Source organism: Coleofasciculus sp. FACHB-1120 (assembly GCF_014698845.1).
GTDB lineage: Bacteria > Cyanobacteriota > Cyanobacteriia > Cyanobacteriales > FACHB-T130 > FACHB-T130.
This window is the reverse complement of the sequence record NZ_JACJTV010000014.1, coordinates 108,463-134,837: the sequence shown is the minus strand read 5'-3', so window position 1 is coordinate 134,837 and position 26,375 is coordinate 108,463. Positions and strand designations below refer to the sequence as shown.

General features: G+C 47.1%; 24 protein-coding genes and 2 pseudogenes. 16 read left to right on the top strand and 10 right to left on the bottom strand.

The window, feature by feature from the left end; translation table 11 throughout:
- The 4 genes and pseudogenes from H6H02_RS14990 to H6H02_RS14975 all read left to right on the top strand — a co-directional run.
- Window positions 1–317: transposase (locus H6H02_RS14990; protein ID WP_242040714.1), on the top strand; the 317-nt coding region annotated here is incomplete at its 5' end.
- A 207-nt stretch (window positions 318–524) separates the two neighbouring features.
- Window positions 525–788: pseudogene (locus H6H02_RS14985) on the top strand (dienelactone hydrolase family protein); the annotation flags it as partial.
- 142 nt (window positions 789–930) lie between these two features.
- Window positions 931–1,494, top strand: coding sequence for a flavodoxin domain-containing protein (locus H6H02_RS14980; RefSeq protein ID WP_190819049.1), 564 nt, complete (start codon window positions 931–933; stop codon window positions 1,492–1,494).
- A gap of 413 nt (window positions 1,495–1,907) precedes the next feature.
- Window positions 1,908–2,710: pseudogene (locus tag H6H02_RS14975) on the top strand (SDR family oxidoreductase).
- Window positions 2,711–2,891: 181 nt separating this feature from the next.
- On the opposite strand, the gene H6H02_RS14970 reads toward H6H02_RS14975, so the two are convergent.
- Window positions 2,892–3,830 carry an AraC family transcriptional regulator gene (locus H6H02_RS14970; protein ID WP_190819047.1) on the bottom strand — a complete coding sequence of 313 codons (939 nt, stop codon included), beginning with the start codon at window positions 3,828–3,830 and terminating at the stop codon, window positions 2,892–2,894.
- 180 nt (window positions 3,831–4,010) lie between these two features.
- Here H6H02_RS14970 and H6H02_RS14965 point away from each other — a divergent pair, with 180 nt between their 5' ends.
- The 3 genes from H6H02_RS14965 to H6H02_RS14955 all read left to right on the top strand — a co-directional run bounded on the left by H6H02_RS14965 (window position 4,011) and on the right by H6H02_RS14955 (window position 6,277).
- Window positions 4,011–4,712, top strand: coding sequence for a class I SAM-dependent methyltransferase (locus H6H02_RS14965; RefSeq protein WP_190819045.1), 702 nt, complete (start codon window positions 4,011–4,013; stop codon window positions 4,710–4,712).
- A gap of 133 nt (window positions 4,713–4,845) precedes the next feature.
- Window positions 4,846–5,583, top strand: a complete 738-nt coding sequence (locus tag H6H02_RS14960) for an SDR family oxidoreductase (RefSeq protein WP_190819043.1) — start codon at window positions 4,846–4,848, stop codon at window positions 5,581–5,583.
- A gap of 115 nt (window positions 5,584–5,698) precedes the next feature.
- A complete protein-coding gene (locus tag H6H02_RS14955) occupies window positions 5,699–6,277 on the top strand; it encodes an antibiotic biosynthesis monooxygenase (protein WP_190819041.1) in 579 nt (192 codons plus the stop codon).
- Window positions 6,278–6,466: 189 nt separating this feature from the next.
- On the opposite strand, the gene fmt is transcribed toward H6H02_RS14955, so the two are convergent.
- Both fmt and H6H02_RS14945 read right to left on the bottom strand, forming a co-directional pair.
- Window positions 6,467–7,468, bottom strand: coding sequence for a methionyl-tRNA formyltransferase (gene fmt, locus H6H02_RS14950; protein WP_190819039.1), 1,002 nt, complete (start codon window positions 7,466–7,468; stop codon window positions 6,467–6,469).
- A gap of 77 nt (window positions 7,469–7,545) precedes the next feature.
- A complete protein-coding gene (locus H6H02_RS14945) occupies window positions 7,546–8,427 on the bottom strand; it encodes an OmpA family protein (protein WP_347342614.1) in 882 nt (293 codons plus the stop codon).
- A gap of 547 nt (window positions 8,428–8,974) precedes the next feature.
- Here H6H02_RS14945 and H6H02_RS14940 point away from each other — a divergent pair.
- Together H6H02_RS14940 and H6H02_RS14935 are read left to right on the top strand one after the other, a co-directional pair.
- The gene (locus H6H02_RS14940) at window positions 8,975–9,775 is read left to right on the top strand and encodes a hypothetical protein (protein WP_242040712.1); all 801 of its coding nucleotides are present in this window, start codon (window positions 8,975–8,977) and stop codon (window positions 9,773–9,775) included.
- Between the two features lie 179 nt (window positions 9,776–9,954).
- Window positions 9,955–11,862 carry an abortive infection protein gene (locus tag H6H02_RS14935; RefSeq protein ID WP_190819034.1) on the top strand — a complete coding sequence of 636 codons (1,908 nt, stop codon included), beginning with the start codon at window positions 9,955–9,957 and terminating at the stop codon, window positions 11,860–11,862.
- Window positions 11,863–11,958: 96 nt separating this feature from the next.
- Here the strand turns inward: H6H02_RS14935 and H6H02_RS14930 are convergent, their stop codons facing one another.
- Together H6H02_RS14930 and H6H02_RS14925 are read right to left on the bottom strand one after the other, a co-directional pair.
- Window positions 11,959–12,669 (bottom strand): TVP38/TMEM64 family protein, encoded by a 711-nt coding sequence (locus tag H6H02_RS14930; protein ID WP_190819032.1) that lies wholly within the window; start codon window positions 12,667–12,669, stop codon window positions 11,959–11,961.
- Between the two features lie 206 nt (window positions 12,670–12,875).
- Window positions 12,876–13,874 (bottom strand): glycosyltransferase family 2 protein, encoded by a 999-nt coding sequence (locus H6H02_RS14925; protein ID WP_190819030.1) that lies wholly within the window; start codon window positions 13,872–13,874, stop codon window positions 12,876–12,878.
- An 83-nt stretch (window positions 13,875–13,957) separates the two neighbouring features.
- Here H6H02_RS14925 and H6H02_RS14920 point away from each other — a divergent pair, with 83 nt between their 5' ends.
- The gene (locus H6H02_RS14920) at window positions 13,958–15,682 is read left to right on the top strand and encodes a glycosyltransferase family 39 protein (protein WP_190819028.1); all 1,725 of its coding nucleotides are present in this window, start codon (window positions 13,958–13,960) and stop codon (window positions 15,680–15,682) included.
- Here H6H02_RS14920 and H6H02_RS14915 read toward each other — a convergent pair.
- On the bottom strand, window positions 15,679–16,317 hold the full coding sequence (locus tag H6H02_RS14915; protein ID WP_190819026.1) for a hypothetical protein: 639 nt from the start codon (window positions 16,315–16,317) through the stop codon (window positions 15,679–15,681). The genes H6H02_RS14920 and H6H02_RS14915 overlap by 4 nt on opposite strands.
- A gap of 202 nt (window positions 16,318–16,519) precedes the next feature.
- Here H6H02_RS14915 and H6H02_RS14910 point away from each other — a divergent pair, with 202 nt between their 5' ends.
- Window positions 16,520–16,954, top strand: a complete 435-nt coding sequence (locus H6H02_RS14910) for a hypothetical protein (RefSeq protein WP_190819074.1) — start codon at window positions 16,520–16,522, stop codon at window positions 16,952–16,954.
- Window positions 16,955–17,049: 95 nt separating this feature from the next.
- On the opposite strand, the gene H6H02_RS14905 is transcribed toward H6H02_RS14910, so the two are convergent.
- From H6H02_RS14905 to upp, 3 genes are all read right to left on the bottom strand, one after another.
- The gene (locus H6H02_RS14905) at window positions 17,050–17,331 is read right to left on the bottom strand and encodes a YggT family protein (RefSeq protein ID WP_190819024.1); all 282 of its coding nucleotides are present in this window, start codon (window positions 17,329–17,331) and stop codon (window positions 17,050–17,052) included.
- Window positions 17,332–17,408: 77 nt separating this feature from the next.
- Window positions 17,409–17,804 (bottom strand): hypothetical protein, encoded by a 396-nt coding sequence (locus H6H02_RS14900; protein WP_190819022.1) that lies wholly within the window; start codon window positions 17,802–17,804, stop codon window positions 17,409–17,411.
- A 192-nt stretch (window positions 17,805–17,996) separates the two neighbouring features.
- Window positions 17,997–18,647: a uracil phosphoribosyltransferase gene (upp, locus tag H6H02_RS14895; RefSeq protein WP_190819019.1), complete on the bottom strand. Its 651-nt coding sequence runs from the start codon at window positions 18,645–18,647 to the stop codon at window positions 17,997–17,999.
- Window positions 18,648–19,111: 464 nt separating this feature from the next.
- Here upp and crtH point away from each other — a divergent pair, with 464 nt between their 5' ends.
- From crtH to H6H02_RS14875, 4 genes are all read left to right on the top strand, one after another.
- Complete coding sequence (gene crtH / locus H6H02_RS14890; protein WP_190819017.1) at window positions 19,112–20,635, top strand: carotenoid isomerase; 1,524 nt, start codon at window positions 19,112–19,114, stop codon at window positions 20,633–20,635.
- A 15-nt stretch (window positions 20,636–20,650) separates the two neighbouring features.
- Complete coding sequence (gene lepB / locus H6H02_RS14885) at window positions 20,651–21,727, top strand: signal peptidase I (protein WP_190819015.1); 1,077 nt, start codon at window positions 20,651–20,653, stop codon at window positions 21,725–21,727.
- Window positions 21,728–21,903: 176 nt separating this feature from the next.
- Window positions 21,904–23,217 (top strand): pentapeptide repeat-containing protein, encoded by a 1,314-nt coding sequence (locus H6H02_RS14880; RefSeq protein ID WP_190819013.1) that lies wholly within the window; start codon window positions 21,904–21,906, stop codon window positions 23,215–23,217.
- A 257-nt stretch (window positions 23,218–23,474) separates the two neighbouring features.
- A complete protein-coding gene (locus H6H02_RS14875) occupies window positions 23,475–24,428 on the top strand; it encodes a glycosyltransferase family 2 protein (RefSeq protein ID WP_190819011.1) in 954 nt (317 codons plus the stop codon).
- Window positions 24,429–24,554: 126 nt separating this feature from the next.
- On the opposite strand, the gene H6H02_RS14870 is transcribed toward H6H02_RS14875, so the two are convergent.
- Window positions 24,555–25,556, bottom strand: coding sequence for a Gfo/Idh/MocA family oxidoreductase (locus H6H02_RS14870; protein ID WP_190819009.1), 1,002 nt, complete (start codon window positions 25,554–25,556; stop codon window positions 24,555–24,557).
- A gap of 418 nt (window positions 25,557–25,974) precedes the next feature.
- On the opposite strand from H6H02_RS14870, the gene H6H02_RS14865 reads away from it, so the two are divergent.
- Window positions 25,975–26,271, top strand: coding sequence for a ferredoxin (locus H6H02_RS14865; protein ID WP_190410460.1), 297 nt, complete (start codon window positions 25,975–25,977; stop codon window positions 26,269–26,271).
- The last annotated feature ends 104 nt before the right edge of the window (window positions 26,272–26,375 follow it).

Here is a 26,375-nt window from a genome sequence, read left to right as displayed (position 1 = left end):
AAATTTTCAGCATTATCCCCCTCCTTTTCCTCTTGGGGAGGAGGTGCATCGGCTTCAAGCCTTACTGGGAAAGAGATTCAGCTTTTTTATTATCCCGTACTGACGTTAGTTTCTACCATTCTGTGACAATTGAGGAAATTGTCACAGAAGCCGGGTGTAAAATCTGGTATCTGCCTCCCTATTCTCCAGACTTGAACAACATCGAGCATTGGTGGAGTGCGCTGAAGAATTGGATGCGGCAACGCTGGGATGAGTTTGATAGCTTTCGCGATTGTGTTGACGCTGCTTTCAAACAATGTCCTAACGTATTTGCGTAACGCTATAGCCCTCTTCTGTCACTCTCCGAAAACATTTGCCATTTCTGAACTCTAGAGCCTTTGTGTACGAAGCGATCGCCAGATTTTTTTCTAACAACAAATACAGCTACCAACTTTTTCTAATAGGATAGCTTGTATTGATTGTCTGATAAGGCTTCTGGAGATTGCCTTCCCGGAGAGTGACAGAAGAGGGATAGTTACTACGGTGTTGAGATTGACAAGAATTTAGCAGAGGCGACAAAGATTCACAAACCGCTGATCTTGCATATGGCTGGAAATGACGAGTATGTGTCACCCAGCGCTCAAACGACCATTCAGCAAGAACTCAAAGACAACCCCCTGGTAACAATCTATCGCTATGAAGGAGTAAGTTACGGGTTTAGTCGCGTGGGTAGTTCCGCTTATCGCCAAGAAGCCGCAGAATTATCACGCGATCGCACGTTGACGTTTTTAAAACAGCATTTAGGGTAGCGGGATTTGAACGACAAAAGGCAATCAAGGAATAACCCAGGCACATCAATATTTCACGTTAATGAGCTTTGTTTAGACTCCGGGTAGTGATTGTGATTTGATGCACAAACAGCTATCAACTTCAATAATTATGAGGTAAAAGGTGACGAAAGTTTTAATTGTTTACGCAACAGATTACGGCAATACCAAGAAGATGGCAGAAGCGGTAGCTTCTGGTGTGACATCAGTTCCAGGTACTGAAGTGGAGGTAAAGTTTGCTGAGGATGTTATTGAAGATGATGTAATCGCCAGTGATGCTGTGATTGTTGGTTCCCCTGTACACATGGGGAGTCCAGATTGGCGCGTGAAAAAATTTATCGACCAGGTTTGCGGCCCTCTTTGGATTAAAGATAGCCTCATTGGGAAGGTGGGTGCTGTCTTTGCGACGGGTGGCGGCTACGGCAATACAGGGGGTGGCGCTGAGCTAACCATGCTGGCGCTGTTAAATAACTTTGCTGAACTGGGAATGGTGATGGTACCTTTACCCAAAATCACACCAGGATATCCTCTTGGTGGTCTGCAATGGGGTCCCTATGGACGCTCAGCGGGAGAACATATGGAGCAGACAGGCGTTACTCCACAGAGGCTGGAAGCTGCCAAGTATCATGGTGCGAATGTAGCACGAGTGGCTGCTGCTTTAGCAGGAAAAGAATTGTTTGCCAAGTAAAAAACTCAGGACTTACGCAACTGTCCATTTTCGAGGTGGTTGCTCGCGGGGCAGTAATTTCAGAGTGGAGATTAATGGGACGCAAAGTGATCTGATTGTCACAAGTTCACTTGGCTATCCTGGACTTGGCGAAACTAAAATCTAGGATAGCCAAGGCGAAGATGCTGCTGTGCAGGACATCAAAATCCCGCAAAACTATGTGACGGCAAATGCAGATATCGGGATCGTGGCAATGTGCCGACCTTAAAGCCGATCTTAAAAGTGGAACAAAAACAGCACCGACATTTACAAACGCTGTGATTTTGCATCGTCTCATCAATGCAATTGAACAATCGGCTGCAACTGGTAGTAGACAACATATCTAAAATCGCCGCTTGCAGATTTTTAAGAGTCACTCAACAACAGGAATCATCATGAACAAACTAGAAGGAAAAGTCGCTCTTGTCACCGGCGGTACCAGCGGCATCGGTCTTGCCACGGCTAAGCGCTTTGTCGCCGAAGGTACCAGCGGCATCGGTCTTGCCACGGATAAGCGCTTTGTCGCCGAAGGTGCTTATGTTTTTATTACGGGTCGTCGCCAAACTGAACTGGATGCTGCCGTCGAAGCGATCGCTAAAAATATCAAAGGGGTGCAAAGCGATGCTTCCAATTTGGCAGACCTCGACCGCCTATTCGCCACGATCGAGCAAGAGCAAGGACACCTCGATGTAATCTTCGCCAATGCTGGCGGTGGAGAAATCGCCCCACTCGGAGCCATCACCGAAGAAGAGTTTGACAAAACGTTCAACACTAACGTCAAAGGTGTGCTGTTCACTGTGCAGAAGGCACTGCCTCTATTGCCTGCGGGTGCTTCCATCATCCTGAACGCCTCGACTGCTTCTACCGTGGGCACTCCAGCCTTCAGCGTTTACAGCGCTACCAAAGCCGCTGTGCGCTCGTTTGCCTTGCCCGTAATTGGACACTCGACCTCAAAGAGCGCAATATCCGGGTTAACGCCATTAGTCCTGGTGTCGTGCCGACTCCTGGCTACAATCTGATGGGACTGAGTGATGAGCAGGTGCAGGCATTCGTGGACAGCCAAGCCGTCACTATCCCCCTGGGAAGAGTCGGCACGCCCGATGAGATTGCCAAAGCCGTTGTCTTTCTCGCTTCAGACGACAGCAGCTTTGTCAACGGCATCGAGCTGTTTGTCGATGGCGGGATGGCACAGATTTGACGCGCGATCGCAAGCGATCGCCTGTTTGAATCTTCAACAATCTCAGGACTCATCGTCAATGCACCTACCGTTGATCTGGCAGAAGTTATCCGACGTCAACAATCAGTTGTGCAATCCCTGAGTGGAGGTGTTTCACAAAGGTGGGCGATCGCGTAAACTTGACATTCTCAACAGGCTGCACTCAAGCAGTACGCAAGCGCTCAATATCCCGGATCGGCGGCGCACCAAACAGGCGAGAATATTCACGGCTAAATTGTGAGGCGCTTTCATACCCTACCTGATAGGCAGCATTCGCTGCATCGAAGTTTTCCGCCAGCATCAGGCGACGCGCTTCCAATAGTCTTAACTGCTTTTGATATTGCAGCGGACTCATGGATGTCACTTCCTTGAAATGATAATGAAACGATGAAGGAGACATCCTGGCTTGCTCTGCGAGATCCTCAACCCGCATCGGTTGTGCAAAATTAGCCTTAATCCGCTTTATCACCTCAGCAATTCGCTGCATGGTGCTGCCAGATGTGGCAATTTGGCGAACTGCTTCGCCTTGTTCCCCCGTTAAAAGACGATAGTAAATTTCGCGAATAATTATCGGTGCCAGCATGGGGATATCCTGCGGCGTATCCAAAAGCCGTGTCAATCGGAGAGCGCAATCGAGTAAGGAGGCATCGGCAGTGCTGACGAATAAGCCTCTGGTAGAGTTCTTTTTCTGACTTGCGATCGCACTGGATTGGACAGTAATCATATCGCAGAGCTGACGGGGATCTAGATTTAGCTTGAATCCTAAATACGGCTGCGCTGGGCTTGCCTCGATAATAAATGCGCTCAGTGGCAAATCAACCGAAACGACTAAATATTGCGCCGCGCGATAACGATAGGTTTCCTCACCTAGCAACGCTTCCTTTTTACCCTGAACCAGGATGGCAAGGAGCGGTTCGCTAACACCACATAACGCAGCAGAAACAGAAGATTCTCGTTGAAATTCCAGCCCATCTACTGCTGTTTGATGAAAACCATTCCCTTTTCCATCGGTGTAGCGAGTGACGAGTGCCGCCAGTTCTTTGCATGGATTCGCGATCGCCATCCTGATTCCTGGCTCATGTAATCCCGTTCTGTTGAGCATTGTAGACCATCCTTACCGATTCAGGAAATCTAGATTTGGAGGATTAGGCAATAAAACGCGAGGTCTGTGCATTTGAAATTCTAGATTTTATTCATACGATGAACACATCCGAATAATTTGCTTCACGAGCCTCTCAAAATAACCGTACAAAATACAGATTGCAACTTCATTCGCTTTATCATGCAAAATCAAGAATCATCCATTGTTTTTGATCAACAACGGGCTTCCTCCTATGACCAAAGATTGGCTAAATTAGCCCCACTACGCGATGCACTTCATCTGCTGATTCGTCTCATACTTTCCGATCTACCTGCTGAGGCGCGTATTCTTTGCGTCGGCGTGGGCACTGGTTCGGAATTGATTTACCTCGCCCAAACATTTCCTCAGTGGCAGTTTACCGCGTTAGAGCCTGCGGCACCGATGCTTGATATCTGTCGCCAACGTGCTGAAGAGAGTGGCATAGCACCACGCTGTACTTTTCACGGCGGTTATCTCGATTCACTGCCCTCCTCTGATGCTTTCGATGCCGCGACTTGTCTTCTGGTTTCTCACTTCTTTATGCAGCCCCAAGAGCGTCGCAACTTTTTTAGTCAAATTGCTTCACGGCTTCAGCCCAATGGCTATTTGGTAAGTTCTGATATTGTTTCCGATATGTCCACTTCTGCCTACCAAAGTCTGCTTGAGATTTGGTTGCGGATGCTGCGGTATTCTGAAATACCTGCTGAGGAAGTTGATAATTTTCGTGCTGCTTATGGTCGGGATGTTGCTGTATTACCGCCCTTTGAAGTCGAATCAATCATTGCATCAAGTGGTTTTAATACACCTGTGTTGTTCTTCCAAACTCTTCTCATTCATGCCTGGTATGCCAAGCGAAAAGCATGAGTTAGAAGTTATCAACTTTTACTTCTTTCTGTTTGTTATGTTTCTACCGCTTCTCTGTTTTAGCCTCAAGTCCAGTTGTAAATATAGAACGCTTTCGCTCATCGCAGCTTAGGCACATTATTAGGAGACTGCAATGTCGAACTTAAATGGAAAAGTCGTTATTATTACGGGAGCCAGTAGTGGAATCGGTGAAGCTACAGCTCGGATGCTGGCAAAAAACGGCGCAAAGGTTGTTTTAGGCGCACGTCGTAGCGATCGCTTGGAAACTATCGTCAAAGACATTCACGCAGAGGGTGGAATCGCTGAATATCAGACGCTTGATGTAACGCAACCCAGTCAATTAGAGGCGATCGTGCAATTTGCCCAAAGCAAGTTCGGTCGAGTTGATGTCCTGATTAATAATGCTGGCATCATGCCGCTATCAGCACTCGAACAACTTAAAGTTGAAGAATGGGATCGCATGATTGATGTCAATATCAAGGGGGTCTTGTACGGCATCGCAGCAGCACTTCCCGTCATGAAAGCCCAAAAGGCGGGTCAGATTATTAACCTTTCTTCGATCGGCGGACACGCAGTGTCTCCCACTGCGGCTGTTTACTGCGCGACTAAGTTTGCAGTTGGCGCTATTTCGGAAGGATTGAGACAAGAAGTGGGTGGTGACATTCGAGTGACGGTGATTTCGCCGGGAGTCACCGAGTCCGAATTAGCCAACAGCATTAGTGATGAAACGGCAAGAATTGGAATGCAAGAATTCCGTAAATTATCCATTCCGGCGGAGGCGATCGCACGATCAATTCTATTTGCGATTGAGCAACCTGACGATGTTGATATCAGCGAAATCATCGTCAGACCCACAGCCAGCCCTTACTAAGTGATGAAGCGCGTAATCTGTCGATCGCCAACGCGAAATCTGCTTTGAAAGCGGCGATCGCTCGTTAAATATTCACTCCTTTCCCTGCACTAAAGCCATGTTGAGGTCAAATTTCATGCTGGAACCGTTGGCAACTGGTACGGAAGAAGAAACCCAGCAGGTAACTGCCATCATTTCCCACATGGTTCGACCAGGGCGTGAAGCAGGGTATGAGGAATGGTTGCATGGTATTGCAACGGCTGCCCACAAATTTAAAGGACATTTAGGCGTAAATGTGATTCGACCATGCGATCAAGCTCACCCTGAATATGTGGCAATTGTCAGATTTGATCAATACAGTAACCTCAAAACATGGATTGAATCCGATATTCGGCGGGAATGGCTTGAGCGATTGCAGCCATTGATTGAAAAGCCTGAAACGATTCAAACTCTGACTGGGCTGGAAACCTGGTTTACGCTTCCAAATAAGCCAATGCAGGCTCGACCCCCTCGCTACAAAATGGCACTGGTAACGTGGTTGGGAGTGTTTCTCACGCTCTCGATCCTAAATCGTCTGCTGGTGCCCCTGCTGTCTGAGTTTCCTATATTGCTCAACCAACTGATCAGCACAGGACTTACCGTTGTTTTACTCACCTACCTGGTCATGCCGCGCTTAACACAACTATTTCGCAAATGGTTGTATCCCATTCCATAAGATGAGATGAATTTGTTGCGATCGCTGCGGCAACGGGGACAATTGGTGTAGCTTGATGAGTTTGAGCGAAGCGGGATTACCAGTAGTCAGTTGCAGCGCTACATCAACGGAGATGGACTCCGAGGAATTCAAAATTCAGATGCGAACTGACAAGTCAGCGCTTCGCTATCGCTGCCAGTCTTCTCCAACTCAAACCTCAAAACTCTCTAATTTCTCCCCCACTGTTAAGCGAGTCCCATTCGCAAAGTCCCAACCCGACTGAGGACGTTTTCCAGCCATCTGTATTTCTCGCAACAGCAACAGTCCATCACCAGTTTGAACAATCGGGCCAAATCCTTTGGCAATGCTCATCACCTCGCCTGGGTGTCCCGAACTAGAGGACAAGGAAGACCCATCCAATAGGGCTTTTAATTCTGGGGCGATTTGCCAGTAAGCTGATCCCAGAGGGGCAGTAGCGCTGATTTTGAGAGGATTCCCCCGAAAGGTTGCCACACAATCCGGGAAAAATCCTCTGACTTGGTTATGTAATGCGATCGCACTTTTCGACCAATCAAGGCAATAATCTGGCTTTTTAATCAGCGGCGCATAAGTCGCCTGCGATTCATCTTGGGGAATCGGTTCAATTTCTTGGCGTTCCAGCTTCAGGAGGGTTTCTACTAATAAATCTGCCCCCGTCTCGGAAAGCTTTTGCGCCAAATCTTGAGCATTGTCCAACAGTCCAATAGGCGTATGAGCTTTTAGCAGCACTGCACCTGTATCCATCCCGGCATCCATCAGCATCGTGGCGATCCCCGTTTCTGTTTCGCCATGATACAGGCACCACTGGATGGGAGCAGCACCCCGATATTTAGGTAATATCGAGCCGTGTACATTGATGCAACCCAATTTGGGCATATCTAGAATTTGTTGGGACAAAATTTGTCCGTATGCCACTACGACGAAAACATCTGCATCTGTCTGTTGTAGCTGAGTGAGTGTTTCCTCGTCTTTTTTAATCCGCTGCGGTTGCCAAACAGGTAGCTGATGCGCCAAGGCGAGTGATTTGACTGGAGAAGGCATCATTTGGTTGCCCCGTCCTCGACGTTTATCCGGCTGTGTAACAACGCCTAAAACTTCAAATTCTGAATGAGTGAGTAACCGTTCTAAGGTAGGGACGGCAAACTGTGGGGTGCCAAAAAATATGACTTTCATTTCCTTGGGGAACGGTAATTGGTAACGGGTATTGCTTAAAAAGCAATTTTTTATTAGCGATTAGCAAAACATAAAAACTAAGGGCTAATAATTGCAATTTCGATGCGGCGGTTTCGCTGTCGGTTAGTATCGCTATTATTTTCTACTAAGGGGAAAGTTCCGCCGTAACCAACTGCAATCATGTGGTATTTTTTCTTCAAAGCAGTCAATAAATATTGTTCAGCAGCTTGGGCACGTCGGAATGACAGCTCTCGATTGTCCGTGGCGTCACCCCTGTCATCAGTATGGGCGGCAATTTGAATGGTAGCACCGGGGTAGTTCTGTAAATCGGCGATAACAGTGTCTAAAAGCACGGGTGCCTGTGGCAGCAGAACGCTATCCCTGGCTTCAAATAATCGGTCGCTAGGTAGGGTGACTTTCAAGGCATCGGATGGTGCGGAGACCTTAGAAGCGGCAGTGACTTGATTGGGATTGGGAACGCGATCGCTTTGAAGTTGCTGAGAGATTTCTTGTAACCGCGCGGCTAGCGGTTCGGCGGAATTCTGGCGACCCGCTTGGGGGCGACCGGCTTGGTTTTCCAGTTTGGTTGTGCGATCGCGCAGTGCCTGCAAATCCGCCTGTAACTGTTGCAGTTCTGCTTGCAGTTGCCGTCTTTGTTCCGCACTCAGTTTGGCAGGGGGGCTGGCGCTGGTGACAGCAGGCGACGACTGAGATGGCTTAAAAGTAGAGGAGGCAGTTAATGTCTCAGATTTGGCGCGACGCAGCACTTTCACCACCAGGGGCACCTCTGGCGTCAGGTCGGGAAAGACACCCGCGAGGACGAGACCGAACACCCAAGCCAAACCACCCCCCACCCCCAGCAACAGTAATCGCCAGAGGAAAACCAGTAAAAACCGCCCAATGCCTGTAGATCGGCGAGGGGAAGTGTTATCGGCAAATGGTGCTTCTTGTTTTGTCACTCGGTTTCCCATTTTTATCCAGACAACAGATTAATATTTGATAATACGATTAAGCTTTTTTCGTTGTCCAGAGCAAGAAAAATGGGCGATCGCATTATCAACTTGCGCGAAGAGACGTTTAGAAATACTTTTGGGTATAACCCTATACTGCCGTTGAGATGCTGTTAGGTAGCCCTCAGCCACTCTCTAGGCAAGTATGTAGAAATCAGCCAACCTACCTCCTAAAAAAATTTCTTGCCTTAGATTAATTTTTAATTGCTTTTTGACCGTCTTATGGAAAAATATCATAGCAAGAGCGATAAGGTGTTTCACCCATCAATCCGGATTCATTGAGATATGATAAATTTTTTTACATCTTTTGTTTCTTTTGACGGGTTTTGTGGCTATACATATAGATATAGGGACGCTGCACTGTTCCTTGGGCGTTACTCCTCACACAAGAAACGCCGTTTAGCAACCCAATCCCCAATCAATGTTCATCCGCCTCTTCCGCTCAGTATGGTGCTCTAGTCAACCATACCTTCCGCTTATTGCGGCTGCGCTGCTGATGGCTCCTAGCTCATTTGCCTTAGCTGGCACGGCTGCGTCTACAATCGCAGGTCCCTCTACCATGCAATATCCGCAAGCCCGAAAGGAATTATCTGAAGCTGCTCCCGACATGACTCAAGCAGTAGTGCAAATCGACCCCCTCGATAGTCCTCATCCTGTTCCTTGGAATTGGGTAATGACGACTCATGCAGAAGTTACTGCCAATGGCGGCACTGGGATGCGCTACTATCGCAGCCCCTCCTTAGTGTCTCCGGATGGTCAGTACGCTGCTTACAGCCGGATTCAGTTGCAGGTGCAGCCGGAGTTGTACCAATGCCGAATTTCCAGCGTAATGTTTGTGGAAAATTTGAGGACAGGAGATTTACGAACGATCTCGGCGTCTTCTCCTTTGGCTGACAACCCCTTTGTCAGTAACGAAGAAGCGGATATGCCGGGGATCATCGCTATCTTGATCCCCATTTCCTGGTCGGCGAAGGGCGATCGCGTCTTAGCACGGCAATTTGAAGGTTTGTTTAGCACGTCCGATGCTTCTGACTATGCCGTTGTTTGGGATCGTCAGCAGAATCGTACTACGACTCTCTCTCCTAACCACGATGATTACACTAACGCGGTGTTATTAGGCTGGAGTCACACGAATCCAGACCAAGTTCTGTTTCGAGCAGGCGAATTGGGCGAGGAAGAGTGGCCTCTGTGGGCTGTTGATTTGAAGGGTCAAACCGTAGCCGCAATTGAGGATAAACCCCTCATTTTTGGTCAAACGATCACCCATTCTTGGGCAGGACCACAGGCTCATTTCTAAAGGAACAAGATAAAGGATGAAGAATGAAAAAGATTGAAGGGGACAGGAAAAGTTTTTTCTAAGACTGTCAGCCGGAATCTCAAACTTCATCCTTCTTTTTTGGGTTAATCAAGCTTAAAACCGCCAATATTTATTATTTTTAAAATTAAATTTTGATTAAACTTAAACGATTTAAACGGGTGTTTTTAACGATTTTTGCTAGCCTGATTTTTCTGCTTTTGGGGTCGGGAATTTTTATTTATTATACACTAAAGAATTCTGCGAATAAAAACAATATATCAAATTATGAGTTATACCTCAAAAATCAATTAAACCAAGCAAATTCTTATCCGGTTAATAACACTATCTCATCGAGTGTTTATCAACCCGTCAGCGTATGGACAGGACGCCTAATATTACTACCGAAAGAGCAGAGACAACCTGGAAAATCGGTACTTTTTGAAGTTTACAATGCCGCTCCCGCGCATCAGAATTTAGTCGGAAAAACTGTAAATTTAGAATGGAGCCGGGATGCAGAAGTGCAAAGATTTGTCCAGGCTGTAACGCAAGATGTCAAATTTATTCAGGCAACTGAAGACAGTAAAAAAACGGGTAATTTACATCCTGAGCGATTAAACAACTGGCAAAATGTTGATCCCTTAGAATCCTTGGCTGGGGCGCGACCTCAAGATGATGTCATCGTGGAACTCAAAAATCCAGTGGTTGTTACCAGTAAACAAAAAGAACGCCCCTCGCTGAGGATTGCCCAAGAACCCGTACAAGTCACGGGTCGGATCTATGCTTTAGTGACAATTATTAAACGAGAGAAAACAGATAGCGTTAGCGCAGCGACTCCTTCGGATCGCTTCGTTGTACGTCACTTTAATAAAAAATCAAAACAATTTGATGGCCCTTTAGAAACAATTCGGATTCCTCAAGTGCCATCTGACCGCAACGGGATTACCCGGTCAACAAATAGAGGAATTGAAAACTCTCCTCTCAATCCCGCAGGCTGGTACATTTATGGGGCAAAAGATGCAGAGGGAATGTTGGTTACCCAGGCAATTGAACCCCGCGCCTTGATGCGTTTACAACCAGATGAAGTACGGGTAAATCGGAAATCTGCCATCTCCTATCTCAAAAAAGAACTTTGGAAAGATACTGAAGGTCAAAAAGGAACCGCCAAAATAGTTTTACTCGATCCAAAAAGTCAGCAATTTAACGAAGCGGTATCGAAATGGCGCGAGGGAGATCGAGCAATTGTCCTTCATACATACGGTGGCATTGGGGGTAAAAACCCTGAAACCGAACCGCTGGGCGTAGTTACGGGACACTTTGCTTATGGCATTGCGACGGTCGTGCGCGATCGCTTCACGGATGAGTTGCGCTTTGACATCGAGTATCGACAAGTTTACGCCCATAACCCTGATGGCATTATTGCTGGAACCATGAAATGGTCTACTTACATGGGAGATTTGCAGCGGGGTTGGCTGGGAAATCGACCTGTATCTGATGCGATCGTCAAGCTCGATGCTGTGACGCAAGATTATGATTTTGATGGCATCCAACTGTCACCAATGAAGGAATTTATGCGCCAGTTGGATATCATGATGGCACGCTACCGGATTGGAGATGGAACGGGTAGTTCTGTGGTAACACCCTCAACTTCTTGCGTACAAGATGCGAACCAAGCGCTTTTTGTGACGATTAAGCAGGTAGAGAAACAGGTGGCGTCGAATCCTCGCATTCAAGAGTGGTTACGGCGTCATCCCACTGACGCTCAAACCTTACGATTTCAGCAACTTGTGAAACTAGGGCGATCGCTTGAAAAGCAATTAGCGCCTCTGGGGATCATTCGTTCGGATTGGCAAGAAAACGCTGAGAATTTGGCAGGAACCAGAACAGCCGACGGCACCCTTACTACTATCCTGAAGGCAGCAACCACTTGGCGCACGATGTTACCGCGACGGGCGCATGATGAGATTGCTACGATTTTATTGAACAATGGTGCTACTTTGTGGGTAATCCGGACTAACCAAGTAGGGGGATTTAATTCAGATATTGTGCCTCGTGCCCCGACAGCACTTTTAGGGCACCGCACGAATTGAAGGTTTCTGATTGGTAAGAGCTTTTTTTATGAACCGCCAAGGACGCAGAGGGCGCAAAGGAAGAGTAAGAACAGGAGGTTAATCGGAATGCGATCGCTACTCGTCCGTTTTATCTAGAGGATTTTGAAGGCGCTTCCGTTCAATCTCTTCTAATGCTTTTCGAGGATCGGTACGGCGGCGACGATACCAAGTCGCACCCCCAACCAACATCGCAATTAATAGCAAAGCACCAATTAAGGGCAAGAAATCACCTGTTTTTAGCGCTCTTAAGCCATAACTTCCTAACATTACAAAAGGCAATACTCCGGGGATGGTTCCCAGAATGGTTCCCAGCAGATAATCCCGAAAGCGAATTGAAGTCAAACCAGCGGCAAAATTGACTAAGCCGTAGGGAATCACTGGCTGTAGACGGATGGCAAACATATAGAATAAGCCACCCTGAATCATCTCCGCATCAATCGCTTGCAAGCGTCCACCCAACTTTTGAACGACAAATTCCCGCCCCACCGTGCGCGTAAAGGCAAAAGCTACTACAGCCGCAATCACGGCGGCAATACTCGTCCAAAGTGTCCCCAACCAAGGGCCAAAAATTGCGCCACTGGTGAGATTTAGTGCTGTAGAAGGCAAGATTAACAGTGTCGCCACGGTGTAGAAAACAATATAAATAATTGGTGCCCAGATGCCAGCTTTGTTCAGCCATGTTTGGAGTTGAGCCGGATCGATGCCTCCCAAAAAATATACTGCAAGTCCTGTCACTACAATGCAGACGACAGTTAATAGGAAAATGCCACTTTTAGCGTTCAACAAATACTCCTTTGTTTTTAGCCATTAATCATTTGTCATTAGTAATAGGACTTACGCAGAGATCCCCCTAAATCCCTCGATAAATTGGGGGACTTTTCCGGTTCCCCTTAATTTCTTGGGGATTAGGGGGGCTAGGTTTCAATCTTTCAGTGCGTAAGTCCGGAAGTTATTAGTGATTAGTCCTTGCTCATTCGTTCTTCGGATATTACTCAAGACTCTTGAGTGCTGACTTCTGACTTGTGACGCTTTTCTGTTGGTTCCTGACTTTTGAAACCATAAGCTTCACGCACTAAATAAAGCGGACGTCCTTTGACTTCTTCGTATACCCGACCAAGATACTCACCAATGATTCCTAGTGTCACTAACTGAATACCTCCCAGAAATAATATCGCGACCATTATGGAAGCATAACCAGGAAAATCGATTCCAAAAATTAAAGTGCGAAAGAATAAAAAGGTAGCGTAAATAAACGACACGAAAGATATCGTAACGCCCACGTAACTCCACACTTTTAAAGGCAGAAAACTAAAGGAAGTAATTCCATCAAGGGCAAAATTCCACAGACGCCAATAGTTCCACGTTGTGGTTCCTTTATAGCGTAGGGGACGGTCGAATAAAACCGAGGTTTGCTTGAAACCCACCCAAGCAAAGAGTCCTTTCATAAACCGGGTTCGTTCTGGCAGTAGCTTGATGGCTTCTACCACACGCCGATCGAGCAACCGAAAGTCCCCGGTATTGCGGGGGATGGGGACGCGACTCATCTTGCCAATTATTTGATAGAAAGCTTTGGCTGTGGAGTTTTTCAGCCAACCTTCATCACGCGATCGCCTAGTTGCATAAACGACATCATAGCCTTCGCGCCATTTCTCTACCAGTTCCTTAATTAACTCTGGCGGATCTTGCAAGTCGGCATCAATCGGGACTACGGCAGCACCCACAGCATAGTCGAGTCCAGCACTAAGGGCGACTTCTTTGCCAAAGTTGCGGGACAAGTTGACGACTTTGATCGCTGGGTTACGATGATGATGCTCGATTAGACACTCCAGGGTCTTGTCCTTACTGCCATCATTGACGCAAACAATCTCATAGGTTGTATTCACGGTTTCCATCACCGATAGAAGTCGCTCAAACAAGTGGTCAATATTGTCCTCCTCGTTGTAAAGCGGCACTACCACAGAGAGTTCTACTGGGTCAATAGCTAAGGACATAGAAAAACAAAGACAAGCTAATATATGTCAAGTTTCACCTAACTTGACTGCACTTTAACCTAAATTCTAATTTCGTCAATATTATGAGCCGAAGCTTTACAGTTCCTAAATCATCGCGGCGCTGGTTGTCGCTGGAGATATTGCTCCTGGGCGCGATCGCGATCGCAGTTTTATTAAGAATTATCTACCTGGGCAGCCGAGAATTTTGGTACGACGAAGTTTTATCCTTGATCCTCGCCAGCGGTCACGGGGTTGACTATCAAGCTCCAGGAGCGCAACCCGTCAACCTACGCGATTACAGCGCTTTATTGATCCCACGATCCGGTGATGTCGTCGGCACGATCAAAGATGTCTATAAAGGTATCCTGGGCGATGTCCATCCACCGCTTTCTTATTTCAGCCTATACTTCTGGCTACAGCTATTTGGCAATAGCGAAGCTGCCTTACGAAGTCTGGGCGCGTTGCTGAGTGTCGGTGCGATTGGCGGCGCTTACGGATTGGGGCGGTTTGTGATGGGACATCGCGGCGGACTGATTTTTGCCGCTTTACTCGGTACAAATCCTTTCTATTTATTCCATTCTTTAAATGCTCGGATGTATGGCCCGCTGATTTTGTGGACGATTTTCAGTACCTGGGCAATGCTGCATCTGGTTGAGGCAAAAGGAGCAACAGAGAGTGTCCGAGCCTCCGACGGGGAAATTGAACCAGACGCCATGCGATCGCCCCATCATCCCAGCAATCGCTCATCGATTCTCTGGAGTGCGATTCTGATTGTTTCAATCGCCGCTGGACTGCTAACGCAATATCTTTTTGTCTACTGGGTGATGACCCTAGGCATCTTTGTCCTCATCTTTGACCGGCGTCGGTGGTGGCAGCAAGGATTGCGTTTGGGGGCGGGTGTATTGCTGTGGATGCCTTGGTTTCTTCTGGGAACTCGGAAGCAGGGGCGACTGGGTGAAGTAGGCAATCAGTTTTCCAAGGGAAATCATTTCGCAGATGTGACCCAAACCTTGAGCAGTCACTTGTTACTGGGAGACTGGGTGGGAAATGTCGTCAAAACTCCCGCAGAAGCGACCCTCGCGATTGTGGCAGGGTGCCTGATAATCTTGTTGCTAGCCGGGTGTACCTTTAGCCTCTGGCGGCAAGGAAAGCGTCGTACCTTATTCATGGCGTTGTCACTGGGAATTTTGCCCCTGTGCATCGCATTTGCAGTAGATATTCTCACCGGCAAATACACGATTGGCTTTGGCGGCGGAAGGGCACTGATTTTTGTACTGCCCGGATGCTTGCTATTAATCGCTTTATGGCTGGAACGGGCGGCGGGGCGCTGGCGGGGAGTGGCGGCAGCGGGTTTGCTGCTGTTGTATCTAGGCATCAGCATCGGGGACTTCAGCACGAGAAACCGCTCGATGTTCCATCAGATAGCAGACTTGATTCAACAGAAAGCTACAACCCCAACTTTAATTGTGATGAACTCCCGTGCTTGGGGTCACATTCTGCGTTTGGCTTATTATCTTCCTCCCACTGCCCCGGTTCAGCTATTAGCACAGCATCCTGCCGACCTTGCGCCTGCTTTAGAAAAAGTTCTGACAAGCGGACAAGCAGCGCAATATCCTCGGATTCTCTGGTTAGATAGCGCCCGTCCTGTGAATAAGGCTCCCAAAACGGAGGCTGAAAAACAGCAAATTCAACAGGAAATCCAGCGAGTTTTGAAATCTCGTTACCAGTTAGCGAAAACGCAGCAGCTATCGGGAACCACGATTCTGGATGAGTTTGCGGTTAATCTATACACGAGTCGGAATCTCTAATTTTTGGGCCATTGCCAGTTAAAACGATTCCATTCGTAAATGCCTTGAATCTCATACTCGCTGCCATTCTCAAACCGGATAATGCAGTTGGTATGAGCGCGATCGCTTTCTGTGGTCTCGTAAACCCCAACCACCGTGCAGGGAAACCATTCGCGGCTACAGGGGCCGTTTTCTTGCACCCACTCCCACAGACCATTAGAAACCTCAATGCGATCGCCTACCTTCAGCTTTAACCCTTGCTTGCCCTCCCGCTCATAATACTCAGCCAGATGAACCGGCTGAATGCGATAGAGCCACCCAAAGCCATAGCGATCGCGTAAAAATTGCATCGCTCCAGAATCTTGATTATTCAGCCAGTCATTCAGTAATGTAATTTTCCAAGAGCGATTTTGTCTTTCTTGTTCCTTGACAAATTGCAGTAAAGCTTTGACTTGTTCTGGTGTCAGTTCCTCCAATGGATTCGCACCATCGGCATTTTCATCACCATTCGCCGGGTTCTCCGCTTGGGCACCCAGCAGTTCCTTGACAACAACTTGCAGCAGAATTTGCTTCTGCGTATCGCTGAGAGGATATACAGCCTCCTCACACAGACTAAATGCTGCTTGCAGTGCCGCTTCAATCTCAGATCGGGTCACAATCAATTCCTTCTTTGGAATGGATCACCACACAGCAGAGCTATCTCGGTGATTCTGAGTGGGAATGCCCAGACTTAGAGCGCTCATTAAGGGCGATCCCCTATTATCGCAGAATTGTCAAGACATTCCGAAGCTCCTGTTTGACTAGATTCGCGGTAAGCTGAGGGGTGAACCCAAAAAACCTGAAGTCATGGTACGGTTTATGCGATTTCGAGCTGTGTCTATTTTTATCATCTCCTGCCTCATCGGAGTTGTGAACTTGCTGTTTACTCCTCCCGCTTTGGCATTGACACAGATTAAACTATCTGAAATTTCCTACCATGACTGCCCATCTGAGCTAGCAGATGGGGCGGTTATGAGTACCGGCGCTTCCAGAGCCGCTAGTTGCTATATTGTTACCGGCAAAGCTCAAAATGACTCTGGTAAATATGTCTACAACGCTGATATTTTTGGTCGCATTTACGACGCGAATGGCGACTCGGTAATGCAAAATCGAACCCGCCTCGGTTCAATCGAAGAAGTGCCACCCGGAGTCAGCGATTTTGAACTCAGAATCTCGGTTGCTGCAAATCAACCGACACCCTTGCAGCTCAAGCAATTCAAAGCCGCCGGATTTAACGGCACCGTCCGCCGTTAACAAGTCCGCCGTTAATAACTCCGCTGTTAACATCTGATTGCAAGGATTTTAGATTACAGATTCACTCCAAAATCCAAATCTAAAATCCTTGTCTCCTAAAAACCAGGACTGAACTGAATGCTGGCGAACAATCCAGCCAGAATTTGCAGCACAAAAATCGCTAAAATTGGGGAGATATCCAGACCACCCAGTGGCGGAATAATTGAGCGAAAAAGGTTGAGGTAAGGGTCTGTAATTGGACTCAAGGTAGAAGCTAACTGGTTCATCCAATTGACTGTCGGAAACCAAGTTAAAAGAATCCGCACAATCAATATGAACATATACATGTTCAGAAAGGTGGAGATCGTATTGATCAGTAATTCAGCTGAAGAATTCATCGGTGTTGAAGGTTCCTTTTAAATTTGGTGAACGCTTGAAACTTGAAGTCAGTTTAACGGATTTACCGGATTGCAACTTAGGAATCTTGGTTAAGCGATGTTCCTAGTGAACGACTCCTTTCAGAAATTCGTGCTGTATCTGGGGAAGAGAATCGCTCCCGCTCTAGTTCTGTACTCTTGCCATTTACAGTGCCTAGCTGAGTCCGGACTTCATCAATTGCAGCATTTAACTGAGCAATTTTATCCTCTAAGCCTCGACGTGCAAATTCAATACTCTCTGAGTCCTTGAGTTGACGCTTTTTCCCCTTGCTAGGCTTCGCTTCTGACGAGCCAGTATTAAGCAGAGAGGCGTCAGGTGTGTCAATTTCGGACGCGCGTCCAGAAGCAACCAGCGCTCCGACAATTCCACCGACTAGACCGCCAACTATCGTTCCAGCCAGAAATCCACTGCCAAAACTATCGCGCTGACTCATCTTAAAATTACCGTTGTTTTTTTTCTTGTTGCAACTGTTTTCAGGTTAACTTTTCGCTGACCTTGATGCCTACCAGTCTAAGGAGTCATCTGTTCAGTTGTCAGTCGTCCTAAGTAAGAAATCTTTATTCAGATTTCATCTTTGATTGCTCATCTTTTGGATAGTGCGTTAGATAGCGCTTTGGATACCGCGTCAGGTGCCAAACGTGCGATCGCCTGCATCTCCCAGCCCCGGTACAATATACCCGTGGCTGTTCAAACCCTCGTCAATCATTGCCGTATAGATAATCAAACCCGGATACGCGACAGAAAGCTGTTGCAGGGCGGGTGGCGCTGCCACAACCGAAATAATCCGCATTAAAGCTGGGTCAACGCCTCGCTGAGTTAGTTCTGCGATCGCCCTCATCATGGTTCCACCCGTCGCCAGCATCGGATCGCAAATTAAAACCCGTGTTTGAGGGTCAAGTCGTTCCGGCAATTTATTTAGATAACAGCTAACTTCCAGGCTTTTCTCATCCCGCACCAAACCGATATGGTAAATCGACGCCAAAGGCAGCAACGTCTGCGCCCCATCTAATAACCCCAATCCTGCCCGGAGAATTGGTACCACAACCAGCGGCACCTCTGGATTGATGAATGTAGCCGCACATTCAGCCAGGGGCGTCTGTACGGTTGTTTCTATCGTAGGCAACCATTCTCTAGTTGCCTCATAAGTCAGCCAGCGCCCCAGTTCCGTCATCGCGCTTTTAAACAGCACCGATGGCGTCGCAGCATCACGAGCAACAGCCAGCCAGTGTTTAATCAGTGGATGGGGAGGAACATAGACACGCAGTTGGAGAGCCATAGTTGCTATTTTGGCAGTCAGATGCCAGCTCAAAGACCTGACCTATCATAGAACCTCCTGGGATGTCTGGAAACCCAGAATCAATCTGGGTTCGGTTTCTTGGTCGTCAAACCCAACCCCAAAAGCATCCATCGGGTAACGAAAAGCGGACAGTTCCAACCAGCTTAGTTTTTTCTATTGAAAATTACTTGCAATAGTATTGACATCTATTTGCAACAAGGCTATATTTATTTTCAGTGTTCTCCTCTCATTAAGGATCGGCAGGTGGGGCTGGTTAGCAGTAGCAGGCTAGTCCCATTTTTTTTTTGAGGCAAGACACAAGTCCAGTAAAAGCACTCTTTAATTCATGTAGTTTGGTGGGAAAAATTCGGCAGCAAAGGGGTTGAGTTGTTGGCATCTGGGCATTTTTGTGTTAATCCCTAATAGGGATTGAAATGAATAAAATTTTCCCTTACTGCTGCCCCATGCCTTCAACTACTGTTAAATCTCCCACTGCACAAACGTTTGATGCCATCGTCATTGGTTCTGGAATTGGAGGGCTGGTGACAGCCACTCAACTGGCAGCGAAAAGCGCTAAAGTTCTTGTACTGGAGAGCTACTTAATTCCAGGTGGCAGTGCCGGATACTTTGAGCGGCAGGGGTATCGATTTGACGTTGGGGCGTCAATGATTTTTGGGTTTGGGACTCAGGGCACCACAAACCTGCTCACCCGCGCTCTAGATGCTGTGAATGTCAGCCTAGAAACCATCCCCGACTCCGTCCAGATTCACTACCATCTTCCCGCCGGTTTGGATCTAAAAGTTCATCGCAATTATGAGAAGTTTTTGCAAGAACTCACTGCCTACTTCCCTCACGAACGGGAAGGGATTCGTCGCTTCTACGATGAATGCTGGAAAGTTTTTAACTGCCTGAATGCGATGGAATTGCTGTCATTGGAAGAACCCCGGTATCTGGCACGGGTATTTTTTCAGCATCCCCTCGCCTGTCTCGGTTTGGTGAAGTACCTGCCCCAAAATGCCGGTGATATTGCGAGGCGGCACATCAAAGACCCGCAGCTGCTGAAGTTTATCGACATGGAGTGCTACTGCTGGTCAGTTGTCCCCGCTGACCGGACACCGATGATTAATGCAGGGATGGTATTCTCAGACCGGCACTACGGCGGCATTAACTATCCTAAAGGGGGTGTGGGACAAATCGCCCAAAAACTGGTGGAGGGACTAGAAAAAGCTGGAGGACAGATTCAGTACAAAGCCAAGGTAACGAAAATTATTACCCAAGAGGGTCGAGCGGTAGGCGTCGAGTTGGCAAATGGAAAAGTCTATGGAGCCAAGCGGATTATTTCCAATGGGACACGCTGGGATACTTTCGAGAAGTTACTGCCAGCGGAAGAGATGCCAGCGGCTGAGAAGAAGTGGCAAAATCGTTATCAAAAATCGCCAGGTTTCTTAAGTTTGCACTTAGGTATTAAGGCAGACGTGCTGCCGCTTGGTACGGACTGTCACCACATTTTGCTAGAAGATTGGCAGAAGATGGAAGCGGCGCAAGGCACAATCTTTTTGTCGATTCCTACGTTACTCGATCCGGATTTAGCACCAGAAGGTCATCATATTCTGCACGCATTTACCCCTGATTGGATTGAAAATTGGCAGGGGCTTTCTTCAAGCGAATATGAACAGAAAAAGGAAGAGGCAGCCGGACGAATCATTGAGCGGCTAGAGAAGATTTTCCCCGGTCTAGATGCAGCCTTAGATTATCTGGAAGTAGGAACGCCCCGAACGCATCGACGCTTTTTAGGTCGTGCCGATGGGACGTATGGCCCAATTCCTAGAAACAAGTTATTAGGATTGTTGGGAATGCCATTTAATCGAACTGCGATTTCGGGACTTTATTGTGTGGGAGACAGTACGTTTCCAGGACAGGGTTTAAATGCAGTGGCATTTTCTGGGTTTGCCTGTGCTCATCGCGTGGCGGTAGATTTGGGTTTGTAAGTTGAGGTAAAAAATATGTCTAGAACAAGGCAAGAATCCTCTTCAGCTCTGCCAGAGAAAGAACCTTGGCTGGCTGTGAATTTATCAATGTTTTTTCCTGGGATAGGACAAATCTACGCAGGTAATGTCCTTAGAGGATGGATTTTTATAATTTGTGAATTATTTTTATACTGTTTAGGAGGATGGCTTTTTATAAGCTCGACAGGTGATACAAGAATTAGTTTTATCGTGTTACTGGCTGCTATCTTGATTAATATTTGGAATCTTTTTGATGCCCATAGGTGTGCAAAAAAGAAAAATTCTCCAAGTTTTGAAGATGTGAGGCAAAGCGGAAAAGATCCCTGGCTGGCTGTATTTCTAACAAGAATATTGCTAGGCTTGGGTCATGTATATGGTGGTCGAATATTTATCGGCGTTTTTTTATTAACAATTGCAATACTATCCTTCGTATTCCCATCAACTATTGTTGGTAGTTTTATCGGATTGCTAAATATAATTATTTTGCCATTTGTGGTATACCATGCTTATATATCTACACGAGCTAATCGAGAGTTATCAAGAAGATTTATAAAAATATTTTCTATACTCGTGATTGTCATTCCTTTACTGATAAGTGTTCCTACTGCATTCTTTATAAGAGAATTTATTGCTGAAGCTAGGTATATTCCATCAGGGGCAATGCTTCCTACCTTGCAAATTAACGATAGATTGGTAATAGATAAGTTGAGTTACCACTTCCAGACTCCAAAGCGGAAAGATATTGTGGTATTTTCTCCGACAGAAACGCTAAAACAGCAAAATTTTAACGATGCGTTCATCAAACGGGTGATTGGTCTACCAGAAGAAAAGGTAGAGGTTAAAGATGGCAAGGTTTATATCAATAATCAACCCCTAGAGGAAAACTATATCGCAGAAGCACCCCAATACAAATATGAGCCAGTAACAGTACCATCTGGTTCTTATTTTATGCTGGGGGATAACCGCAACAACAGCTATGACAGTCATTATTGGGGTTTTGTACCTAGAGAAAATATTATCGGTAAGGCAACTAAAAGATATTGGCCCCTTAACCGGAGTGGTGATCTTAAATAAGACAAAGTAGCGATCGCTCCTTTATCGAACTACAGATAAAAAGACAGATAGAGCGATCGCACGATTGTGCAGTACCCTTAACACTTGCCTCCGGTATTCGATAAAATCTTGTTTACTTGCCGCAGCCGCTACCATAAAGCATGGGTTTAACTGTGCCTGCTTGACAAATTAACACAATGACGACAGAGCCTAATCCTCCCCAGTCCAATTCACCGCCAGACGCTCAAGATAGTGGTAATGGTAACAGACCTGCTGGGAATAATCCCTCGCAGATGCAATCGCTGGCAACGCCCACACGAACCCAATACGAGCAACATTTGGCTACCATGCCGCGATCGCTGGTAGTGTCCAAAAAGAATCCAGTTGTTCCGCAGGGAACGCCCGTCGTCCTGATAGCGATCGCCTTAGTCATCCTAGGATTAGCGATTAATAACTTCTGGATCGGGATATCAGGCGCGATCGTCGGGCTAGTCGTATCGCTGCGGATGCTATGGCTTGGTTTGGAACCCGTGCTGGAGGAGATGCTACCGCCAAAACAGCGAGCCGTCATCGTCGCCATCGTCGGAACAATTTTATCGCTCATCAGCTTGTTCAAGTTCACTGGGATCAGCCAAAACATTGGCAAGTGGTTGAACCAGCAAAAATGGGACGAACTCGGTTCCCTGGCAGAATGGACAGGAGCTGTCGGGCAAATTTTCATTGCCGTCATCGCCGTATACGTAGCGTGGCGACAGTACATTATTTCCAGAGACTTGACGATTCAGCAGAACTCCCTGACGATTCAGCAAAACCTGATTACCCAGCAGCAGACGATCGATACTTATTTTCAGGGCATCTCCGACCTAGTATTAGATGAAGAAGGACTGCTCGAAGATTGGCCTCAAGAGCGGTTACTAGCTGAAGGACGTACCGCCGCCATCTTAAGCAGTGTAGACGGCAGTGGGAAAGCCAAAATTCTGCGTTTCTTGTCTAGTTCTAAATTGCTAACTCCCCTAGAACGCGATCGCCGCCTAGGTCGAGCTATTTTTGACGGACTGGGAGGCTATGCAGAAGACCGCGTCAACGGCGTGCGCGTCATCGACTTAGGAGTCATGTTGGCGAAGGCAGATTTGTCTGGAACCGACTTGCGCCGCACAGACTTAAGCGAAGCCAATCTCGTTGGTGCTAACTTAAGCGATTGCGATTTAGTCAAGGCGAACCTCTCTCGCACCATCTTGTATGAAGCGAATCTCGCCGGTGCCGATCTCAAAGCCACCCGCTTGTTCTATGGTCCGGGGGTAACTGCGACCCCTCGCACTCACACTCAACCTCCCTACGCCAACTACAAAACAGGTGCTTATACGGGCGCTGTAGTAGAAAATGCTGACTTCACCGACGTTCAGGGACTCTCGGAAGAACTGCGCCAATACTGTTGTGCTTGGGGTGGCGAAAAAACCAGAGCGACAATTCCCGGTGGTTGTGAAGGCATTCCTAACAAATTGGAACGATAATTCGTAGCTGTTAGCAATTAGTCATTAAATAGAGGGACTTATTTGTAAGATGGGTAGAGCGACAAAGCGTTACCTGTCAAACTCTTATCAATGTATGGTTTTGTACCTCAACCCAAACGACAAAATGACAAGGTTTAATTCACCTATCTACCCTTAGTCATCTGTTGTTTGCTATTGACTAAGGGTAGATAAGTAATGACACTCGACCAATGACAGCGATTCGCTAAAAGTTATTGGCGAATCGCTAACAGCTAACTATGAACCCCAAATATTCCTTCATCATTCCCATCTACAACGAAGAGAAAAGCATCGCCGAACTTTATCGGCGGATGAGTGCGGTGATGGAGCGGCTAGATGCCCCAACGGAGCTAATTTTAGTTAACGATGGTAGTCGCGATCGCTCTTTACAAATGCTGCGCGAATTGCATGAAAAAGATCCGCGAGTTTGCTATCTGAGCCTTGCCCGCAATTTCGGTCATCAGATTGCTGTCACTGCCGGTCTGAATTTTGTTCGGGGTGAAGCAATTGTTATCCTTGATGCCGACTTACAAGATCCCCCAGAATTAATTCCAGACATGGTGGAAAAATGGCAACAAGGCTATCAAGTCGTCTATGCTCAGCGCATCAAACGCCACAAAGAAGGCTGGTTCAAGCGCTTCACCGCCTATGTGTTTTATCGTCTTCTCAAGCGTCTAGCAAATGTAGAGATTCCTACCGATACAGGCGATTTCTGTCTGATGGATCGACAAGTCGTAGACATCCTTAATTCTATGCCTGAGCGCAATCGTTATATTCGGGGGCTGCGTTCCTGGGTCGGCTTTCCCCAAACCGCCGTCTACTTCGAGCGTCCCCCCCGCTTTGCTGGTGAGGTGCAGTACACTTTCAGAAAATCTGTGTCATTGGCAGTGAATGGATTAGTGTCTTTCTCAAAAGTACCGCTACGGCTATCTACTTATGTCGGCTTATTCGCAGCAGCGATCGCGGTAGCGATGGCGATATTAGTTCTATATTGGCGCGTTTTTGTCCCCAATTCTCCTTTAACCGGGTTTACCCTGATTCTGGTAGCAATTTTCTTTCTCGGTGCCGTGCAACTGGTAAGTATCGGCATCTTGGGAGAATATATCGGGCGCATTTATGAAGAAGTCAAAGGCAGACCTCTGTACACTTTAGCGGAAGTCGCCGGTTTTAAAAATGTAGCGAGTCGCAAGTAGAAATTAGAAGCTTTTTTAACGCTAATAACATCAATATTTTCATGAAATCTGGCAGAGATCCGCTTCAAGTTGAGCTGGCGTTGCCAAGTGCGTTAACACAAAGTTAATTGATCACCCTAAAAGTGCTTAAACTAAAACTGTCTGCCCAGTTTCCGCTGAACGACGGGCGGTATCCGCCACTTTGAGGGCGTATAAGCTAGCCTCTGGGGTGACATACAGTGGCGTGCCTTCAATCAAGTGGTCTAAAACCATGCTGGTGTCTTTGGCAAATAAACCCCGACGCCCTCCCACTTCAATCGGTGTTGTCGCATTCTCTTTGACTAGCTTGCCTTCATCTCCATCGAAAATTAATCCCCCCTGTTCTCCGTGAACCTCAAAACTTCGGGATGGTTGCCAGAGATTTTCCCCTTTTCCATAAATCACCTCTGCAACCACGCCGCTAGTAAACTTTAGCTGGGCTGTGCAAAAACAAGATTGGTAGAATGCCCCCTCGCCCCAATACCGTGCTTGACAGCTAATGGTAGCAACGGAACCAAACAAATCTGTCAGTCGGTGGATGCGAGAGAGGGCACCGCACAGGGGAAAGCCAAACAATTCTGGGTGATAAGTCCAGCGTTGGGGTGCCGGGTGCTGGGGATTGATGGTGCTGTAGCGGGCGTAAAAGACTTCTCCAATTTCGGGTAAGGAATGCCGCAGTGCTTGATGCAAACCGCCCAAAATTTCTATATGCTCGACGTGCAGGAGTTGGTTGCGATCGCGTGCTAAGGCAACGAGTGCTTCTGCTTCAGCAACGTCCAAACACAGCGGATATTCGACAATAACGTGTTTTCCAGCTTCAAGTGCGGCACGCGCGATCGCTCCATGGTGCTGGTTTACCGTGCAGATGACAACCAAATCGATATCCTCACGCCCCACTAACGCTTCCCAAGATGAAACGGCTTGGCAAGAGTAGGTTTGACTAAATTCCTTTGTGCTGTCCGGGGTATGTCCGGCAACGGCTACTAGCTGGGTTCTATCTTGAGATTGAAATGTTTGTGCCCGGAGTTTAGCTGCATATCCAGTTCCCACCAGCCCGACACCGATTGGGAGCTTGCCAGACCACGCAGGATGAGAGACTGATGTTGGCATTCTAAAAATGTGTTGTTGCTAACAGTAAAAAATCATCCGGTCATTAATCTCTAATTTTTCAGTCCATCTGTCTGAATTTAAAGATTAATTGTTGTTATTAATTCTTTCTATAATTACAGCTAATATATTTACCCCGAAGAAGGTATCTGGATTTTCTCTGGAATTTGTCAGCTGAACATCGTATCACTGCTCTACCATTCCATTGATAAGTATAAGTAATTAGGATTGAATCTTAAAAGTTTATTATGAATACCATTCACAGCATCTATTGATCTCGTGTTGAAGGCTCTGGTTTTTCCCGTAGTATCTAAAGAGGAAGTGAACCTAGTAAGCAAACCTTTACCTGAGCTTAGTCTAGCTGGGCAGGTCGCTCTACTCTGAATTACTCACCATTTCGACTACTTGAGAGGAACGCTACATGGCTTATAAAGTAAGGTTAATTAACGAAGCCGAAGGGCTGGACACCACGATTGAAGTTGAAGGCGACGTCTATATTCTTGACGCCGCAGAAGATCAAGGTCTTGATTTGCCCTACTCCTGTCGCGCTGGTGCTTGTTCAACCTGCGCTGGCAAAGTGACTGAGGGTGATATCGATCAATCTGACCAGTCTTTCCTAGATGACGATCAGATTGAAGCTGGCTATGTCCTGACTTGTGTAGCTTATCCCAAGTCGGATTGCACCATCATGACCCACCAAGAAGAAGAACTCTATTAAGTAAGAAAACCAGTCAGCGGTCGGTAGTCAGCGATCGCAGACAAGAAAAAACAACATACAACAGATATCAGTAAAAGATGCGCTATCATCGGCGTCTTTTCCAA